This is a genomic window from Bacillus sp. JK106 (genome assembly GCF_053663355.1).
In genome coordinates this window covers 842,302-856,981 of sequence record NZ_JBSJQC010000001.1, presented here as the reverse complement: position 1 = coordinate 856,981, position 14,680 = coordinate 842,302, and the positions used below count along the sequence as shown (strand labels likewise).

The 14,680-nt window shown below is 46.7% G+C and carries 15 protein-coding genes and 1 pseudogene; 7 read left to right on the top strand and 9 right to left on the bottom strand.

What is annotated here, in order from left to right; translation table 11 throughout:
- Positions 1-24 precede the first annotated feature (24 nt).
- The 5 genes from gcvH to ACWJJS_RS04450 all read right to left on the bottom strand — a co-directional run bounded on the left by gcvH (position 25) and on the right by ACWJJS_RS04450 (position 6,297).
- Complete coding sequence (gene gcvH / locus ACWJJS_RS04470; RefSeq protein ID WP_003151844.1) at positions 25-408, bottom strand: glycine cleavage system protein GcvH; 384 nt, start codon at positions 406-408, stop codon at positions 25-27.
- 59 nt (positions 409-467) lie between these two features.
- Positions 468-824 carry an arsenate reductase family protein gene (locus tag ACWJJS_RS04465; RefSeq protein WP_198863867.1) on the bottom strand — a complete coding sequence of 119 codons (357 nt, stop codon included), beginning with the start codon at positions 822-824 and terminating at the stop codon, positions 468-470.
- A gap of 113 nt (positions 825-937) precedes the next feature.
- Positions 938-2,722, bottom strand: a complete 1,785-nt coding sequence (locus ACWJJS_RS04460) for an acyl-CoA dehydrogenase family protein (protein ID WP_176283519.1) — start codon at positions 2,720-2,722, stop codon at positions 938-940.
- A 19-nt stretch (positions 2,723-2,741) separates the two neighbouring features.
- Positions 2,742-3,917, bottom strand: a complete 1,176-nt coding sequence (locus tag ACWJJS_RS04455) for an acetyl-CoA C-acetyltransferase (protein ID WP_003151841.1) — start codon at positions 3,915-3,917, stop codon at positions 2,742-2,744.
- Between the two features lie 10 nt (positions 3,918-3,927).
- Positions 3,928-6,297 (bottom strand): 3-hydroxyacyl-CoA dehydrogenase NAD-binding domain-containing protein, encoded by a 2,370-nt coding sequence (locus tag ACWJJS_RS04450; RefSeq protein WP_454023349.1) that lies wholly within the window; start codon positions 6,295-6,297, stop codon positions 3,928-3,930.
- A 190-nt stretch (positions 6,298-6,487) separates the two neighbouring features.
- On the opposite strand from ACWJJS_RS04450, the gene ACWJJS_RS04445 reads away from it, so the two are divergent.
- Complete coding sequence (locus ACWJJS_RS04445) at positions 6,488-6,628, top strand: YuzL family protein (protein ID WP_003151836.1); 141 nt, start codon at positions 6,488-6,490, stop codon at positions 6,626-6,628.
- 29 nt (positions 6,629-6,657) lie between these two features.
- Here ACWJJS_RS04445 and ACWJJS_RS04440 read toward each other — a convergent pair whose 3' ends face one another.
- Positions 6,658-7,566: a proline dehydrogenase family protein gene (locus ACWJJS_RS04440; RefSeq protein WP_077722805.1), complete on the bottom strand. Its 909-nt coding sequence runs from the start codon at positions 7,564-7,566 to the stop codon at positions 6,658-6,660.
- A gap of 89 nt (positions 7,567-7,655) precedes the next feature.
- Between ACWJJS_RS04440 and ACWJJS_RS04435 the strand changes: the two genes are divergently transcribed.
- The 4 genes from ACWJJS_RS04435 to ACWJJS_RS04420 all read left to right on the top strand — a co-directional run bounded on the left by ACWJJS_RS04435 (position 7,656) and on the right by ACWJJS_RS04420 (position 10,472).
- On the top strand, positions 7,656-7,913 hold the full coding sequence (locus tag ACWJJS_RS04435; RefSeq protein ID WP_003151832.1) for a hypothetical protein: 258 nt from the start codon (positions 7,656-7,658) through the stop codon (positions 7,911-7,913).
- A gap of 11 nt (positions 7,914-7,924) precedes the next feature.
- Positions 7,925-8,257 carry a spore coat protein gene (locus tag ACWJJS_RS04430; protein WP_003151830.1) on the top strand — a complete coding sequence of 111 codons (333 nt, stop codon included), beginning with the start codon at positions 7,925-7,927 and terminating at the stop codon, positions 8,255-8,257.
- A gap of 138 nt (positions 8,258-8,395) precedes the next feature.
- A complete protein-coding gene (locus tag ACWJJS_RS04425) occupies positions 8,396-8,857 on the top strand; it encodes a MarR family winged helix-turn-helix transcriptional regulator (protein WP_003151828.1) in 462 nt (153 codons plus the stop codon).
- 19 nt (positions 8,858-8,876) lie between these two features.
- Entirely contained in the window at positions 8,877-10,472 is a 1,596-nt protein-coding gene (locus ACWJJS_RS04420; protein ID WP_007410079.1) for an MDR family MFS transporter, read from the top strand.
- Between the two features lie 108 nt (positions 10,473-10,580).
- Here the strand turns inward: ACWJJS_RS04420 and ACWJJS_RS04415 are convergent, their stop codons facing one another.
- A complete protein-coding gene (locus ACWJJS_RS04415) occupies positions 10,581-11,468 on the bottom strand; it encodes a LysR family transcriptional regulator (RefSeq protein WP_412838376.1) in 888 nt (295 codons plus the stop codon).
- A 121-nt stretch (positions 11,469-11,589) separates the two neighbouring features.
- Here ACWJJS_RS04415 and ACWJJS_RS04410 point away from each other — a divergent pair, with 121 nt between their 5' ends.
- Positions 11,590-12,336, top strand: a complete 747-nt coding sequence (locus ACWJJS_RS04410) for an acetoacetate decarboxylase (protein WP_077722808.1) — start codon at positions 11,590-11,592, stop codon at positions 12,334-12,336.
- A 13-nt stretch (positions 12,337-12,349) separates the two neighbouring features.
- Positions 12,350-13,390 carry a ketopantoate reductase family protein gene (locus ACWJJS_RS04405; protein ID WP_454023348.1) on the top strand — a complete coding sequence of 347 codons (1,041 nt, stop codon included), beginning with the start codon at positions 12,350-12,352 and terminating at the stop codon, positions 13,388-13,390.
- 174 nt (positions 13,391-13,564) lie between these two features.
- On the opposite strand, the pseudogene ACWJJS_RS04400 reads toward ACWJJS_RS04405, so the two are convergent.
- Both ACWJJS_RS04400 and ACWJJS_RS04395 read right to left on the bottom strand, forming a co-directional pair.
- Positions 13,565-13,832: pseudogene (locus tag ACWJJS_RS04400) on the bottom strand (YusU family protein).
- A gap of 2 nt (positions 13,833-13,834) precedes the next feature.
- The gene (locus tag ACWJJS_RS04395; RefSeq protein WP_003151820.1) at positions 13,835-14,659 is read right to left on the bottom strand and encodes an ABC transporter ATP-binding protein; all 825 of its coding nucleotides are present in this window, start codon (positions 14,657-14,659) and stop codon (positions 13,835-13,837) included.
- Positions 14,660-14,680 lie beyond the last annotated feature (21 nt).

Genomic DNA, 14,680 nt, shown 5'->3' with positions numbered 1-14,680 from the left:
CCAAATGGCCCCTTTGCTATCCGATCAGTCTTCCTGTGTCATTTCGTCATATTGCTCAGAAGTCATGAGGTTTTCGATTTCTTCAGCATCAGCCGGTTCCACGACGATCATCCACGCTTTTTCATACGGAGACTCGTTTACGAATTCAGGACTGTCATCAAGGTCTTCGTTCACTTCCGTCACCGTTCCGTTAATCGGTGCGTACAGTTCGGATACGGTTTTGACGGATTCCACGCTGCCGAATGGCTCGTCCGCTTTAATTTCGGCGCCGACTTCCGGAAGCTCGACAAATACGATGTCGCCAAGTTCGGCTTGCGCGAAATGTGTAATCCCGATACGGGCTTTTCCGTCCTCAACTTTGACCCATTCGTGCTCTTTGGAATAACGCATATCTTTCGGTGTGCTCATCTAAATCCCTCCATTTTTTTCTTATAATAAGAAGATACCATAATTCTTTGAACCTGGCATTACATCCAATATTTTTCGAATTGGTCTTCTTTAAAGCCGACAGTGACTTTTTCGCCGTCTGTCGTAATCGGGCGTTTCAGGAGCATACCGTCTGATGCCAGGAGTTCAAGCTGTTCATCCTCTGACATATGATACAGTTTTTCCTTTAAGTTCAGCTCGCGGTATTTCATTCCGCTCGTGTTGAAAAACTTTTTCAGCTCAAGACCGCTCTTTTCATAGAGGTCTTTAATTTCTTCTTTCGACGGAGTTTCCTCCGCGATATGTATTTCGTTTATTTCCTTGCCGCGGTCTTCCAGCCATTTTTTCGCATTACGGCACGTTCCGCATTTAGGGTACCAGTAAAAATTTATCGACATCTTCTTCACCCCTTGTAAATGATCGTCGTTATTTTAACACAATCACTTGTAAAAACCTATAACGTTGCTTCATGAAAAAGCGCCCCTGATGAAGGAGCGCTTTCAGCATGTGATCAGACTGTATATTTTTCTTCACGGAAGACGGCTGCTGCCGCTTCACGTTTTTTCTGAATGAGGTTTTTCGGCGTCAGGCGCGTCAGTTTGCGCAGCACGGAAAGCATCATGCGGAGGGAATCTCCTTCCTCCATGGCGATCAGTGATTCTTTGGCGTGCGCTTCAATGTTCTGAAGGGCTTCCTGGGCAAAGATTTCTGTATATAACAGCTTCTGCGCGGCTTTTTCGGCACCGTCCGCCGCAATTGCTTTTTCCGTTCTGAGGACGGCGGATTCCAAAGCGTACAGCGCGCTCACAATATCGGCAATGTTCACCATGATTTCCTGCTCGCCTTCGATCTCTTTGCCGTATTTCTGCGCCGCGAGACCCGCTGTCAAGAGGGCGATCTTTTTCGCCTGTCTGACAATGTATTTTTCCTGTTCAAGAGGTTCTGAGCCCGGCTCTTCAGGCATCAGCATCATGAGTTCATCTTGGAGCGCTTTTGCTTTTTCAAAGAGCGGCAGCTGACCTTTTACGGCTTTTTTCAGAAACGTGCTCGTTACGATCAGGCGGTTGATTTCATTTGTGCCTTCAAAAATCCTGTTGATTCTTGAGTCGCGATAGGCGCGCTCCACTTCATATTCCTGCATAAATCCGTAACCGCCGTGAATTTGAACGCCTTCGTCGGCAATGTAATCAAGCGTTTCAGAACCGCACATTTTGTTGAGCGAGCATTCAATCGCGTACTCGGCGATGGACTTCGCGACTTCGCGTCCGTCTTTTTGCTCCTCTTCCGTCAGTCTGCTCATATTATCTTCGAATAAGCCTACTGTTCTGTATACAGAGCTCTCCATGGCGTAAAGCCGGGCTGACATCGTCGCAAGCTTTTCCTGAGTGAGCGTGAAGCTTGAGATCGGCGTTTTAAATTGCCGGCGCTGGTTTGCATAAGCGGCAGACAGCTCAATCACCCGTTTTGAAGCGCCGATTGTGCCGACGGCAAGCTTGTAGCGCCCGATATTCAGAATATTAAAGGCGATGACATGGCCTTTTCCGATTTCGCCGAGAAGATTTTCTTTCGGGACTTCCGCCTGATCTAAAATCAGCGTTCTTGTCGATGAACCCTTAATCCCCATTTTTTTCTCTTCCGGTCCCGTTGATACGCCCGGATAGTTCTTTTCTACGATAAATGCGGAAAATTTATCTCCGTCCACTTTAGCGTAGACGACAAAGACATCTGCAAAGGCGGAGTTTGTAATCCATTGCTTTTCCCCGTTAAGAATATAGTGTGTGCCCGCTTCATTCAAAACAGCCGTCGTTTTCGCGCCGAGGGCATCTGAACCTGAACCGGGCTCAGTTAAGGCGTATGCCGCGATTCTTTGTCCTGAAGCCAAGTCCGGCAAATAGGTTTTTTTCTGTTCTTCCGTTCCGAAGAACACAATCGGCAATGAACCGATACCGACGTGAGCGCCGTAAGATAGCGAAAAGCTGCCGGCACGTGAAAACTTTTCCGTAATGAAGGCTGAACTGATTTTATCCAGGCCGATTCCGCCGTACTCTTCAGGCACGTCTGCTCCGAGGAGGCCGAGATCTCCGGCTTTTTTCAGCAGTCTGACCGAATGCTCGAACTGATGGTTTTCAATTTCATCTATATAAGGAAGCACATCGTTTACGACATAGTCTTCTGTCGTTTTGCCGATCATTTTATGTTCGTCTGTAAAGTCCTCCGGAGTGAATATTTGATCATATCCCGTCTCTTCAATCAGAAAGCTGCCGCCTTTTTTGACGTTGACCGTTTCCTGTTTCATGCTTCGTTTCCCCCTTGTTTTAAATGAGCTCAAATACGCCGGCAGCGCCCATGCCGCCTCCGATGCACATCGTCACCACGCCGAATTGCTCGTTTCTCCGTTTCATTTCATGAATGAGTGACAGGGTCAGCTTCGTCCCCGTGCATCCGAGCGGATGTCCGAGCGCGATGGCGCCTCCGTTGACGTTCACCTTTTCTTCATCAATCCCGAGCGATCTGATGACTTGAATGGCCTGTGAAGCAAAGGCCTCATTCAATTCAAAAAGCCCGATATCCTGTAATTCGAGTCCGGCAAGCTTGAGCGCCCGCGGAATGGCTTCAATCGGACCGATTCCCATTACCTCAGGGGGAACGCCGCCTACGGCAAAGGAACGGAATTTGACTAGCGGCGCCAATCCGAGCGAAGAAGCTTTTTCGCGATCCATCAGCATGACAGCCGCCGCGCCGTCACTTGTTTGTGAAGAGTTCCCGGCCGTCACGGTTCCCGTTTTAGAAAAAGCCGGGCGGAGCTTCGCCAAGACGTCAGCCGATGTGCCGGGGCGCACGCCTTCATCCTGAGAAAAGGTAAATTGTTTTTTCCGCGGCTTATGGTCATCCCCGACTTCTGTCAGCGATACTTCAACCGGCACGATTTCGTCATTGAATTTCCCTTCCTTAAGGGCTTTTGCGGCATTCTGATGGCTGCGGACTGCAAATGCATCCTGATCTTCTCTGGATACCCCGTACGTTTCGGCGACTTGCTCCGCCGTATGCCCCATGCTCATGTAATACTCAGGCGCATGCTCCGCCAAAGCGATATTCGGCCGTGTCACATGCCCCATCATCGGAACTTGCGACATGGATTCCGCACCGCCGGCGATTACGGTGTCGCCCGCGCCGATCATGATTTTTTCCGCACCGTAAGCGATGGACTGGAGTCCGGAAGAGCAGTAGCGGTTCACCGTAATGGCCGGCACTGTATGAGGAAGCCCCGCCAGCGCACCGATATTCCGCGCCATATTTAATCCTTGTTCGGCTTCAGGTGTTGCACATCCGATAATTAAGTCATCGATATTTCCTTCATAGCCGCCTGCCCGTTTCAGCGTTTCTTTTACACAAAGCGCGCCTAAATCATCAGGACGAACGGCTGCAAGCGATCCTTTTTTCGCTTTACCGACCGGGGTTCTCGCACCGGCCACAATGACTGCTTCTCTCATAAACACCCTCCTAGTTCCGTAAAGGTTTGCCTTTGACGAGCATATGCTGCATTCTCGCTTGAGATTTCGCCTCGCCAGCGAGGCTTAAAAAGGCTTCTCTTTCAATCTCGAGTAAATATTCTTCTGAAACCTCCGTGCCGAACGGGACTCTTCCGCCGGCAATGACATGGGCCAGCTTCTTCGCAATCTTCATATCGTGATCGGATAAATAACCCGACCGTCTCATTTGGTCTGCTCCGAGCAGTAATGCCGCACAGCCGGTTTCTCCGGTGACTTTCACTTTTTTGCGGGCAGGCGGACGGTATCCGCTGTCATATAAGGAAGCAGCCAGCTGTTTCGCATCGTGCAGCAGGTGATCCTGATTCATGCTGATACGGTCTGCCGCGGACAAAATCTTCATGTCACGGGCTTCGTGTGCCGAACCGGACACCTTGGCAAGCGCGATTGTTTCAAAGGTTTTAATCGCTGCGTCCATCAGTTCACTTCCGCCGTCCAAATAATTGATGTACAGCTCTTTGTTTCCTCCGCCGCCCGGAATAAGGCCGACGCCGGTTTCAACGAGACCCATATACGATTCGCTCGCCGCCTGAACGCGTGCCGCCGGGAGACAGACTTCCGTGCCGCCGCCGAGTGTCATCCCGAATGGCGCCGCTACAACGGGTTTAGCGCTGTATTTGATGTTCAGCATCGTCTGCTGAAAACGGCGGATGACAAAATCGACTTCCATGAAGTTATCATCCTGGGCTTCCATTAAAATCATCGCAAGGTTTGCTCCCGCGCAGAAATGTCTGCCTTGGTTACCGATGACAAGACCTTTATAATTCCGCTCCGTTTCCTCAAGCGCATTGTCAATCATCTGAATAATGTCTAAGCCGATCGCGTTGCTTTTCGTATGAAATTCCAGCAGCGCGACATCATCGCCGAGATCAATCAGACTTGCGCCGCTGTTTTTAGTGATAACGCCTTTTGTTTCTTTTAACGTCTGCAGGCTGATCCGTTTCGGATTTTCTTTCTCAGCCCTGTATTGGCCGTCTGAATAATAAAATTGTGTTCCGTTTTCCTTCATATAAAATGTTTCATGGCCCTGATCAAGCATCTCTTTCACCCAGCCGGGGAGTGCTGCGCCTTCTTCTTCGAGCCGCTCCGCTGATTTTCTGACGCCGATGGCATCCCACATCTCAAACGGTCCGAGCTCCCATCCGAAGCCCCATTTCATGGCGTCATCAATTGCTTTAATATCATCAGCGATCTCACCTAAAAGCCGGGCTGAGTATAAGAGTGTTTGCGATGTGATATTCCAAAGCAGGCGTCCGGCGCGGTCATCGGAATATACAAGCGCTTTCATTTTGCCTTTGGCACCCTTTGCCTGTTTGGCGGCTTCTAAAGCGGGCGTCTTCATTTTCGAGCGCTCACCGTATGTCATGGTCAGCGGATCGAGTTCATATATTGTTTTACCTTCTTTTTTGTAAAATCCTTGGCCTGATTTGCTGCCCAGCCAATTGTTTTTCAGCATGTCATTCATAAATTCAGGAAGCTTAAACATGTCTTTTTCAGCGCCGTCGGCTTTATCATACACATTTTTTGCCACATGAGCGAAAGTATCAAGCCCCACAACGTCAAGGGTTCTGAAGGTCGCGCTTTTCGGTCTGCCGATCAAAGGCCCGGTCACCGTGTCCACCTCGCCGATGCGGCAGCCGGAAGAAAGCATTTCTCTTACCGTGACCAGCAGGCCGTACGTACCGATGCGGTTGGCGATAAAGTTAGGCGTGTCTTTTGCGATGACGACACCTTTCCCAAGCGTGTTTTCTGCAAATGAAGTCATAAACTCCAGCACGTCAGGATCTGTTTCCTGAATCGGAATGATTTCCAGAAGCTTCAAGTAGCGGGCCGGATTAAAGAAATGGGTTCCTAAGAAATGAGCTTTAAAATCGGCAGATCGGCCTTCCGCCATTTTTGTGACGGAGATACCGGACGTATTGCTCGACACGATGCTTCCCGGTTTCCGGTATTCATCAACGAGTGAGAAAATCTGTTTTTTTACGTCAAGATTTTCGACGACGACTTCAATAATCCAATCAGCATCCTTCAATTGAGCTGCGTCATCTTCCAAATTCCCCGCCGTTATATAGTCGAGATTGGCAGCCGAAGTCAGCGGCGCCGGTTTTTGCTTCAGCAGCTTTTGCATGGCCGATCGGCTCAGTCTGCTGCGGACCTCCGGGCTTTCTAATGTCAGCCCTTTTTTCATCTCATCCTTTGTCAGCTCGTTTGGCACAATATCAAGCAGCAGGACGGGAATTCCGATGTTAGCCAAGTGCGCGGCAATTCCGGATCCCATGACGCCTGATCCGAGAACGGCTGCTTTCTTTATAAACTTGTGCATGAGTCATCCCCCTTGAACTTTGAATGAATAGTCATTCATTTTTTCGGCAAAAAAAATGAAACCCTTTTCTTCTTTCATCTTAAAAGATTTTCAGGATGACTTCAATAGCAAATATGGAATTTTTTTAAATTTTTCGGCTTCCGCATGTTCCATGGCGCGGGCGGGAAACTTAAACCCGGAGGTGAAGGGAATGGTGCGAGGGAGAAAAGATCCGTCTTCTGCCGCAGTGAGCGCGGCCAGCATGAAAGGAAATGCGGGACCGAAGCAAAAATACGGCGGCGGCAAACGGACGAGCCAAAATCAGCAATATAAAAAAGACAACATGGAATAACATACTGCGGCTGCTTTTTGGAGCAGCCGTTATTTTTTAAAGATCCCTTTCAGCACAAACGCCGCATTTGCCGGGCGCTCGGCAATTCTTCTCATCAAGTACCCGTACCAATCGGTGCCGTACGGGACATACACCCTCATCCTGTATCCTTCTTCGGCAAGCTCCTTCTGGCGCTCCGTTCTGATGCCGTACAGCATTTGGAATTCAAACTGCTCCCGTGGAATCTGATGCTCGCTGATGAGTGTTTTCGTATAAGAAATGATGTCATCATCATGTGTTGCCACCGCCGTTTCATGGCCGCTCAAAAGCTGCAGCTTAATCAGCTGCTGAAAATGAAGATCGGTTGCTTTTTTATCAGGGAACGCAACGGCCGCCGATTCTTTATAAGCGCCTTTTACAAGCCTGAGCCGCGGCTTATATGGCATCAGACCGCTGATGTCTTCAGCTGCCCGGTACAAATAAGCCTGAATGACGGTGCCGAGCATCGGAAAATCCGGCTTGCACCGCTTATACAGCTCAAGCGTACGGCCGCATCTTGAATAGTCCTCCATATCAATCGTTACAGGCACGCCGCGTTCTTTTGCCTCCGTCAATATGTCTCTGACATGCTGTTCCGCGAGTTCCTCGGAAATATCCAGACCGATGGATGTTAATTTCAGCGACAGCTCACAATCCAGTTGATTCTCGGCAATCGCCCTGATTGCTTTTTTACATTCTTCCGCCGTCCTTTTCGCATCCTTCTCTGAACCCGCATATTCACCTAGATAATCAATCGAAGCCGACAGCCCTTTTTGGTTCAGCCGCTTTACCGTTTTCACAGCTTCCGTGAGCGTTTCCCCTGCAACGAACCTTCCCGCGCCGAAGCGGATTCCGTAAGCCTGGGCGAATTTTGTAAGCATTTTATTTTTCGACAAAAATAAACATATGCTCCGCAGCAAGGATGAACTCCCTCCTTTTTCTTTTATTCGTGTATGAATTTCCGGTCGCAGAGAAAGCTAAAAAGAACAGAATTGAAGGAGGCGTTTATATGAACAACCAAGAGCAGCACGGAAACTTGCCGCCTGCCGTCATCTCAACGAAAGACCATTTGTATCTTGAGGACATGCTGAACTGGAATCTGCTTGCCATGAAAAAAGCGCATTTTATGGCGGAACACTGCCAGAATCAGACGTTAAAACAAGAGCTTGATCAGATCGGCCGGATGCATGAGAAGCATTATCAGCACATATTAGGCCGCTTGAACCCCGATCAAGGCGGACAGACAACAACAGGCTACATGCAATAGGAGGACAATCCATGGAACAGCAAAATCAAAAAATCACGAATCCGCAAACGCCCGTGCCCAATACGGCGCAAATGAATGACAGAGACTTGGTCAATGAGCTGCTGACGACGGAAAAATACATCACGGCTTCATATTGCACAGCCCTGCACGAGTTCAGCCACGAGTCTCTTTATCAAGATATTCAGGCGATTTTCGATGAGTCACAAAAAGCGCAAAGAAGATTATACGATGTGATGTTTCAAAATGGCTGGTATTCCATTGAAGCAGCCGATACCCAAAAGCTTCAGCAATCGTATCAGAAGTTCCGGCAGACCATTCAGCAGCAGTCTCCCTACCAGCAGTAAAATGAAGAAGGATTTGATGTTTTCGCCAAGCATCAGTCCTTTTTTTATTTTTGCACAAAAAGATTGACTTATCATTAATCCTTATTTATATTTAACTAATGTTAATTATTTTCTCGAGGAACAAGATGAGGAGGAGTTATGAAAAACGCGGATCAATATGTGTCTGACATCCAGAAATCTCTTCAGACGCTGCTGCAAAACATACAGCCTGAAATGGTGGAAAGCATGGCAAAACACGAGGTGACGCCTGCCCAATTATTTGTTTTAGCCAGCCTGAAAAAACACGGGAGCTGCAAAGTTTCCGAAATTGCGGAACGCATGGAGGTAAAGCCGAGCGCAGTGACGCTGATGGCCGACCGCCTCGAACAAAAAGGACTTATCGTCCGCAAACATAACCAGCAGGACAGACGCGTCATCGACATCAGCCTCACCAAAAAAGGCGAAACAAAATTCGAAGATGTTGTGGAAGGACGGAAAGCGATACTGGCGCGAAACCTGTCCGTTCTGACTGACGACGAACTGATTCAGTCCGTGAACATCATCCGCAAAGTAGCGGAAGCCGCCGAGAAATACGCGGCTGATCAAAAAGAAAACGAATAGAAAGAGGAGCTGCCGAAACATGAGCATTGAAAAGAAAGATCCAAAACGCACATTATTAATAACGGGCTTAATCATCGCCATGTTTTTCTCAGCCCTTGACGGCACCATCGTAGGAACGGCGATTCCTAAAATCGTGGGTGACCTCGGGGGATTAAGCATGATGACGTGGCTGACCACGGCATATCTTTTAACTTCGACGACGATCGTTCCGATTGCGGGGAAACTTGCAGATTTATTAGGGCGCCGCGTCGTCTATGTGTCAGGTTTATTGATTTTTATGGGAGCTTCCGCCCTGTGCGGAATGGCCAGCAACATGACGGAATTGATCATTTTCCGCGGACTTCAGGGAATCGGCGGCGGTGTCATGATGCCGATGGCCATGATCGTCATCGGGGATTTGTTCACAGGGAAACAGCGTGCTAAGTTCCAAGGGCTTTTCGGAGCGATTTACGGCCTTGCTTCCGTTATCGGCCCGCAAATCGGGGGCTGGATTGTTGACTCTTTAAATTGGAAATGGGTTTTCTATATCAACCTGCCAGTCGGAATCTTAGCCGTGATCTTTATCGCAAGAGGACTTCAAGGCAGAAAACAGACTGGGCCGATTAACTTTGACATCGCCGGCATTTTCACAATGATTGTCGGAATCGTCAGCCTCCTTCTCGCGCTCAGCTTCGGAGGAAAGGATTACGCATGGGGCTCTTGGCAGATTCTCGGTCTCTTTGCGCTTGCGCTTGCCGGGATTGTCGGATTCATTTTCGCTGAAATCAAAGCAAAAGAGCCGATTCTGCCGATGTACCTGTTTAAAAACAGAACGTTTACCGTACTGAATCTGATCGGGTTTTTCATGAGTATCGGCATGTTCGGCGCCGTTACGTTCGTTCCTTTCTTTATGCAGGGAATTATCGGAGTCAGCGCCACCGCGTCCGGCACGATTATGACGCCGATGATGGTATCTATGATTATCACAAGTATTATCGGAGGCCAGCTGGTTTATAAGATCGGTATTAAACCGCAAATCATGATCGGCATGCTGATCATGGCCGTCGGCTTCTTCTTATTAACGACCTTACAGCTGGATACAAGCAAGCTCGCGGCTACGTGCTATATGGCCGTGATCGGTCTGGGAATGGGGCTCGTCATGCCGCTTCTCACACTCGCTCTGCAAGAAACGTTTTCAAAAGAAGAGCTGGGCGTTGTGACTTCATCAAGCCAATTTTTCCGGATGATCGGGGGAACGTTCGGCATTACGGTGCTCGGCGCTGTCATGAATGCCAGATCAGGAAGCCTTTTAACCGACAGACTGGTGCCTTACTTAGATTCACTCCCGAAACAGGCAAGTGCCTTTGCCGCCCAGTTTAAAGGGATGATTGACAAGAATCCTGAAGGGCTGCTTCAATCCTTATTCAGTCAGGAATCGATTAAGCAGATTCCGGCCGCATTTTCTTCCCATATCGTGCCGGTTTTGAAAACGTCACTGATGGATTCGCTTCACAGCGTGTTTTTCACAGGCCTGGCCTTTATCGCTGCCGGATTGATCCTCACGCTGTTTGTTAAATCAATTAAGCTGACAAACAAAAAGACAGGCAAACAAGAAGAAAAGGCGAAAGCCGTTTAACAAAGAAAAATCCCGCGGATGCCGCGGGATTTTTTTATATCATCTGGGCCTCTCCGTTTCCAAATGACCAGTCTTCCGCCTCATTGGAAATCGGGGGGTGAAAATTATTTAATAAACCTTAAACATTTCATCGTTATCTTTATAGTACGACATAATAAAGTCACGAAAATTTCTTACCGAAGAAGACAACAGCCTATGTCTCATCCAAGATAAGCCGACTGGATATGAAGCAGAGTGATCAGTCACTTTTATAAAATTCAGCCCCAATGTTCTGCAAACTGAAATAGGAAGCAACGCAACACCTCGATCCAGCTTTATAATCTCGACAAGTAAATGAGAATCCGCCTCAAATGCAATATTTGGGGTGAAACCGGCTTTCTCACAAAGCGAGGCTGTAAAACCGCTATACTCCTCATTATTAGCAAGGGTAATAAATGGTTCATCGGCGACAAGACGTAAAGAAATTTCGGTTTTACCCGTAAATCGGTGGTTTGAGGGCAAAGCCAGAACAATATCTTCATTTACCAGCACACAACTCTCTATCTCTTCATCTTGAATCGGATGACCTGTTATTCCTAAATCAATGTCCCCTTTTTTTAAACTTGTTAGGATCCCGCTTTTAACTCCGATGGCTTGGAGAATTTTTGATTGAGGGGAGCGGTTGATATATTCACTCATCAGTCCTGCAAGGAATCTTGGATTAGAAATAGATATTCTTATGGTGTCAGACATTTGATGTTCCTCCAATTGAATCTCCGTTTGTGCATTTTCAATCTCAGTAAAAATCCTGTTTACATGTTTTAAAAGAATCTTCCCTGATGAACTCAGCTTAATATTTCTGCCTTTTCTCTCAAACAAAGCTGTTCCCAGTTCATTCTCAAGTCTTTTTATAGTGAGACTTAAAGAAGGCTGGGCAATCTTTAATTGTTCTGCTGCTTTAGAAATATGCTCAGTATAGGCAACTGTCTGAAAGTATTTTAGCTGCAGCAATTCCATCTGTCTGCATCCTCCTCATTTATTTCAATAAATATATATATAACTTATTATGTATTAGATTAAATGTAAATGCGGATGTAAGATAATAGCATAGTTAAAGAAAAGGAAAGGGTGTCATGCAATGAAAATTGATGTGAAAGATATAGCAAAAAATTTAAATACGCCACTAACGGCTCCTGCTTATCCTATCCCAAATTATAAATTTGTTAACCGTGAATATTTAAATATTATTTACCGAACGGATGAAAAAGCTTTGCGTGCGGCAGTGCCAGAACCTCTTGAAATTACTGAACCTTTTGTGAAATTCGAAGTGATGCGGATGCCCGATGTTTCCGGACTTGGTGCCTATACAGAGGCGGGACAAGTCATCCCTGTCAGCTTTAATGGTGAAGAAGGAGATTATGTACACTCTATGTATGTAGACAATTTCCCGGCTATTGCAAGCGGACGGGAACTTACTGCATATCCAAAGAAATTGGGCGCCCCTAAGCTGTATATAGACTCTGATACTCTCGTTGGCACATTAGATTATGGCAGTCTTCGTGTGGCAGCTGCGACTATGGGATATAAACATTTCGAAATGGACAAGGAAAAAGCGAAAAGGGAAATTTGCCGACCTAATTTTATGGTTAAGATTGCTACTGATTACAATGGTGATTTAAGGGTTTGCGATTTGGTGCGGACGCAAATAACGAATATAGAAGTTAAAGGTGCCTGGTCTGGACCGGCGCGGCTTCAATTATTTGAACATGCTCTGGCGCCTCTTGCAGATTTGCCTGTATTAGAAGTCGTTTCAGCATCTCATATTATTACGGATTTAACCTTAAATGCAGCACAGCCGGTTTATAACTACTTAGAGGAAAAATAAGGAGACGTTTACAATGAGAATTGCAATTTTAGGAGCAGGTTCTTTAGGAACCATAGTTGGAGCATATCTGTCTGCTGGCGGAATGGATGTCGAATTGATTGATTCATACAAAGAACATGTAGATACTTTAAATCAAATAGGTGCTAAAGTAGTTGGTACAACGGCATTTCAGGCAAAGGTGAAAGCCATTACACCTGAAAACAAGTCAGGCAAGTATGATTTAATATTACTTCTGACGAAACAATTATATAATGACTCCATTCTTAAAGAGTTACTGCCTTTTTTAAAGGATGATAGTGTAGTATGTTCCTTGCAAAACGGTATACCTGAACAGAAAGTTGCTTCGATCGTTGGTGATGAACGTGTTATTGCGGGTTCTGTTGAATTTGGTGCTACGTTTATTGAACCAGGCGTATCCAGACTTACAACTGAGTATACTCAATTTAAAGAGTACGCTTTTCAAATTGGAGAATTAAATGGTGAAACAACAGAAAGAATCCAGCGTATTAAATCGGTTTTAGACCTTATCGGCGGAACACATATTTCCGATAATTTAGTTGGAACGAAGTGGTCAAAATTACTTATCAATAATGCATTCAGTGGTTTATCGGCAGCATTAAACGGAGAATACGGTGATATTCTTGACCATGAAATCGGCATTGTCAGCGCAGTTCATATCGCAGATGAGACGATTAAGGTTGGACACGCCAATGGTGTCAAATTTGCGAAAATGGGCGGCCTTGATTTAGAATCTTTGGAATTAAGAAGTGAAAATGATATTCCTGAACGTATTCAAACATTTAGGGCAGCCATAGAACCATCCAGGCTGTTAAGAGCAAGTATGCTTCAGGATCTTGAGAAAAAACGTAAAACTGAAATTGATTATATTAATGGAGTTATTCCCAAAATGGCAGAAGGTACTGGAATTTCAACACCTTTTAATGATTTGGTTGTAGCACAAGTCAAATGTGCCGAGGAATCTCAAACAGTGCCCAAATTTGATACAAATATAAAAGCCTATGAAGAGTTATTACGTATCCGAAAGGAAATGTGATATATAGGAAAGAGTAAGGGATTGCTGCGGCGGTCCTTTTTTCTTGGTTCAGCAAGTAAACAAACGGGTGTGTTAGTTACATAAAAGTTCTTCGTTATGAATTGAACGGCGCCTTTATTGATTCCTTTTCAGCAAAAAAAGCTTCCGGCACCTCTCTTTGATGCCGAAAGCTTTTTATTGTTTTTTTCTGTGAGCTTCATTGAGCTGTTTAATGTGCTGTATCGCAGCTTTGATGCCCTCTTTGGCGTCCGGGTAGGATTGATTCCAATGTTTGACGAGCGGCGGCATGCTTTTTGCGATATGTGTATACAAAATCCACTGCCTGACTTCTTCCTTTACATCCGGGTTTGTTTCGCCAAGCAATAGTTCCGTGTATTTCTCAAGCAGGCCGTCCAGCTGCTGCTGCAGTTTCTCTTCCATACCGTTTCCTTCCCTTTTTCATGATTATGACAATCGGGCGGTGAGGGCCGCTTCCTGCACGATACATCTGCCGCGTCCGTGCGGAATGCAAAGCGGCGTGCCGAACAGCGGATCTTGCGTTACCTGGCAGTTCATCGCAAAGACCTGCTGTACAAGCTCGCAAGTGATGACTTCTTCGGGACGGCCCTCTGCGTAAATCTGTTTATCCTTAATGGCGACCAGATAATGGGCATAACGGCATGCCAGATTGAGGTCGTGCAGCACCATGACGATTGTGCGTTTTTCTTTTTCATTTAATTCAAACAGCAAATCAAGAATTTCAATTTGATGCGTCATGTCGAGATAAGTTGTCGGCTCGTCAAGCAGAATGATATCCGTATCCTGAGCGAGTGTCATCGCAATCCATGCACGCTGGCGCTGTCCGCCTGACAAGGAATCCACAGGACGGTCGGCCATTTCCTCAAGCTTCGTCGCTTTTAGCGCTTTTGTGACTGCGTCTTCGTCCTCTTTGGACCATTGCTTCAGCCAGCTTTGATAAGGGTATCTTCCCTGCTTCACAAGCTGGTGCACCGTCAGGCCTTCGGGAGCTGACGGACTCTGCGGCAAAATAGCGAGCTCTCTTGCCACTTCCTTCGTCGGAAGCTTAGCGATAGCTTTTCCTTCTAAAAGCACAGAACCGCCTCTCGGTTTCATCAGACGGGCCAATGAACGTAAAAGCGTCGATTTTCCGCAGCCGTTGCTTCCGATCAATACAGTGATTTCGCCTTTTGGAATCGCGACATCCAATTCGTCAATGATAACAGTCTCTCCGTACCCTAAGCTCAGCGTCTCTGTAGAAATTGCACTCATACCGCTAACCGCTCCTTTTTT

Coding starts and splice junctions, on each gene's coding strand:
- gcvH (WP_003151844.1), bottom strand. CDS start 408: ATGAGCACACCGAAAGATATGCGTTATTCCAAAGAGCACGAATGGGTC.
- ACWJJS_RS04415 (WP_412838376.1), bottom strand. CDS start 11,468: ATGGAATTGCTGCAGCTAAAATACTTTCAGACAGTTGCCTATACTGAG.
- ACWJJS_RS04445 (WP_003151836.1), top strand. CDS start 6,488: ATGGTGCGAGGGAGAAAAGATCCGTCTTCTGCCGCAGTGAGCGCGGCC.
- ACWJJS_RS04405 (WP_454023348.1), top strand. CDS start 12,350: ATGAGAATTGCAATTTTAGGAGCAGGTTCTTTAGGAACCATAGTTGGA.
- ACWJJS_RS04430 (WP_003151830.1), top strand. CDS start 7,925: ATGGAACAGCAAAATCAAAAAATCACGAATCCGCAAACGCCCGTGCCC.
- ACWJJS_RS04425 (WP_003151828.1), top strand. CDS start 8,396: ATGAAAAACGCGGATCAATATGTGTCTGACATCCAGAAATCTCTTCAG.
- ACWJJS_RS04455 (WP_003151841.1), bottom strand. CDS start 3,917: ATGAGAGAAGCAGTCATTGTGGCCGGTGCGAGAACCCCGGTCGGTAAA.
- ACWJJS_RS04435 (WP_003151832.1), top strand. CDS start 7,656: ATGAACAACCAAGAGCAGCACGGAAACTTGCCGCCTGCCGTCATCTCA.
- ACWJJS_RS04450 (WP_454023349.1), bottom strand. CDS start 6,297: ATGCACAAGTTTATAAAGAAAGCAGCCGTTCTCGGATCAGGCGTCATG.
- ACWJJS_RS04410 (WP_077722808.1), top strand. CDS start 11,590: ATGAAAATTGATGTGAAAGATATAGCAAAAAATTTAAATACGCCACTA.
- ACWJJS_RS04395 (WP_003151820.1), bottom strand. CDS start 14,659: ATGAGTGCAATTTCTACAGAGACGCTGAGCTTAGGGTACGGAGAGACT.
- ACWJJS_RS04420 (WP_007410079.1), top strand. CDS start 8,877: ATGAGCATTGAAAAGAAAGATCCAAAACGCACATTATTAATAACGGGC.
- ACWJJS_RS04465 (WP_198863867.1), bottom strand. CDS start 824: ATGTCGATAAATTTTTACTGGTACCCTAAATGCGGAACGTGCCGTAAT.
- ACWJJS_RS04460 (WP_176283519.1), bottom strand. CDS start 2,722: ATGAAACAGGAAACGGTCAACGTCAAAAAAGGCGGCAGCTTTCTGATT.